Annotated in this window: 4 protein-coding genes; 3 read left to right on the top strand and 1 reads right to left on the bottom strand. The window is 63.2% G+C overall.

Going from position 1 to position 1,657, the window contains the following annotated elements; all coding sequences use genetic code 11:
* The first annotated feature begins 283 nt into the window (after positions 1–283).
* From Q1B08_RS21380 to Q1B08_RS21370, 3 genes are all read left to right on the top strand, one after another.
* On the top strand, positions 284–730 hold the full coding sequence (locus tag Q1B08_RS21380; RefSeq protein WP_299823364.1) for a GNAT family N-acetyltransferase: 447 nt from the start codon (positions 284–286) through the stop codon (positions 728–730).
* 172 nt (positions 731–902) lie between these two features.
* Positions 903–1,139: a type II toxin-antitoxin system ParD family antitoxin gene (locus tag Q1B08_RS21375; RefSeq protein ID WP_299823361.1), complete on the top strand. Its 237-nt coding sequence runs from the start codon at positions 903–905 to the stop codon at positions 1,137–1,139.
* A 3-nt stretch (positions 1,140–1,142) separates the two neighbouring features.
* Positions 1,143–1,433 (top strand): type II toxin-antitoxin system RelE/ParE family toxin, encoded by a 291-nt coding sequence (locus Q1B08_RS21370; protein ID WP_299823358.1) that lies wholly within the window; start codon positions 1,143–1,145, stop codon positions 1,431–1,433.
* Positions 1,434–1,458: 25 nt separating this feature from the next.
* Here Q1B08_RS21370 and Q1B08_RS21365 read toward each other — a convergent pair whose 3' ends face one another.
* Positions 1,459–1,554 (bottom strand): integrase, encoded by a 96-nt coding sequence (locus Q1B08_RS21365; RefSeq protein ID WP_299823355.1) that lies wholly within the window; start codon positions 1,552–1,554, stop codon positions 1,459–1,461.
* Between the last annotated feature and the right edge of the window lie 103 nt (positions 1,555–1,657).

Here is a 1,657-nt window from a genome sequence, read left to right as displayed (position 1 = left end):
CCTCCTGCCGAAAGTGAATCAGACGAACGACCCCGAGGGAATCCTGGGTGAGTCAGGATGGGAGCAAACCGCTTTAACGAAACCCATCAACTTTTCCTCGGATCGGAGCATGGACCGACAAACACAGCGCCGCGCGCCTCTTGCCATTTTCGGTACCTTGGGAAAGGTTTCGCGGTCCAGCCGTTCGAGCGGGCCGCGGCGGATGACCCCTTCGAACCCTTACGCGACAACCGGCAGCTTCCTACAGTCGCGCGGATCCCCACCGACAAGTGCGAGACGGACCATGATTAGAATTGCCGGCGAGGGTGACATCCCTCGCATCCGTAGCTGCGCAGAGCTCGCCTATTCGCGGTACGTGACTGCGATCGGCCGGAAGCCCGCTCCGATGGTCGCCGACTTCGCGTCACAGATCGTCACCGGGGACGTATACGTCGCCACGGACGCGGAGGGAGAGATCCTAGGCTTCATCGTCTTCTTCGAGGAGTTGGGGTATATCATGCTTGAAAACGTGGCGGTCTTTCCCGAGGCCGCCGGACGGGGCGTCGGCAAGGAGCTCGTCGGGTTCTGCGAGGAAACGGCACGTCGTCGTGGCCTGGATGCGGTCCACCTCTACACGAACGAGAAGATGACGGAGAACCTCTCGATCTACCCGCGGCTCGGATACTTGGAGGTCGGTCGTCGCACGGAGGATGGCTTCAACCGGGTCTATTTTAAGAAATCCGTGTCCTGACCGAAGCCCGCCTCATTTGGCAGTTTCCCTTTGAAAGCTGAGGGCCGCTTCGTCCCGCACCCCTAACGCAATTCGTCGGCTGGCGAAGGTCAGCTTCGGAGAATGATAGCCGTCGCCGAGGCCTTGCACGGTAATACCAGTCTTTGGTATCATCGTTGGCAGGAGGCCGATTATGCCACGCAACACGTCCGTGTCCCTCGGGGACCACTTCGCCGGCTTCATCGACGAGCGTCTCGGCTCGGGCCGCTACAGCAGCGCGAGCGACGTCGTGCGGGCGGGGCTGCGCCTGCTCGAAGAACATGAGGGAAAGGTTGACCGCCTGCGGGCCGCGCTCGTCGAGGGCGAGAAGTCCGGTCTTGCGCGTCCGTTCGACGTCGAGGCGTTCATTGCACGGAAGAGCGGCAGTTGACGGGTGCCGGTCGCCCGCCTCTCGCCAGCGGCCGAGGCCGACATCGACGAGATCTGGGACTACAGCGCGGAACGGTGGGGGCGTCCGCAGGCGGACCGCTACGTGCGAGACCTCGACGCGACCTGCGCCGGGATCGCGGAAGGTCGCATGTCCAGTCTCTCGGCCGATGACATCCGTCCCGGCTACCGCAAGGCGGCCTGCGGCTCGCACATGATCTACTTCCGGTCCGTCGGCGAAGAGGTCGAGGTCGTTCGCATCCTGCACCAGAGCATGGACGTCGGCCGCCACCTCTGACGGCCGACGCCTCTCGTTCGGGTGGTTACAGGTCGATCCCCTCCGAGATCGCGAGCGCATTCTCCAGCTCGACCCCGAGGTAGCGGACCGTGCTGTCCATCTTCGTATGCTCGAGGAGCAACTGAACGGCACGGAGGTTGCTGGTCTGAGATATGCGCGAAAGTTGGTGACGCGTGATCAGGCGGCGGGTTGAAGTAGGCGGACGCCGTCGCGGAACTCAACCC

It is taken from the genome of uncultured Jannaschia sp. (genome assembly GCF_947494025.1).
Lineage (GTDB): Bacteria > Pseudomonadota > Alphaproteobacteria > Rhodobacterales > Rhodobacteraceae > Jannaschia.
Note: the sequence above shows the minus strand (reverse complement) of the source record. Positions and strands in the feature narration are given on the sequence as shown.

What these genes read in the sequence shown, in the direction of transcription:
- Q1B08_RS21375 (WP_299823361.1), top strand. Translation starts at nt 903, where the DNA reads ATGCCACGCAACACGTCCGTGTCCCTCGGGGACCACTTCGCCGGCTTC.
- Q1B08_RS21380 (WP_299823364.1), top strand. Translation starts at nt 284, where the DNA reads ATGATTAGAATTGCCGGCGAGGGTGACATCCCTCGCATCCGTAGCTGC.